Annotated in this window: 1 protein-coding gene; it reads left to right on the top strand. The window is 50.2% G+C overall.

Annotated elements, in window-relative coordinates:
• Positions 1 to 257: hypothetical protein (locus ACTHS4_RS12145; protein WP_440366015.1), on the top strand; the 257-nt coding region annotated here is incomplete at both ends.

Here is a 257-nt window from a genome sequence, read left to right as displayed (position 1 = left end):
CGGTAATTGTAGGCGCGCAAGGCGCAAGATGGCGAGCCATCGGGCAAAACGTTATTGTTCAAACAGGATTGATTTCAGACGGCGGGACAATCCCACTACCCGAAGGCTACACGCAGGAGCAGTGCAGATGGATAGTATCCATGCGCGAAGACAACTCCAGCAATGAATCATGGGACATCGACGAAAGCGGCACCCATAACCATTTCTACTACAAAATTTATGCAGATGAAAATCGGCGTGTGACCGCCAAAATGCAC

This window comes from Neisseria sp. P0014.S009, from assembly GCF_051958155.1.
GTDB lineage: Bacteria > Pseudomonadota > Gammaproteobacteria > Burkholderiales > Neisseriaceae > Neisseria > Neisseria flavescens_C.
This window is presented reverse-complemented; position numbering and strand designations above follow the sequence as displayed.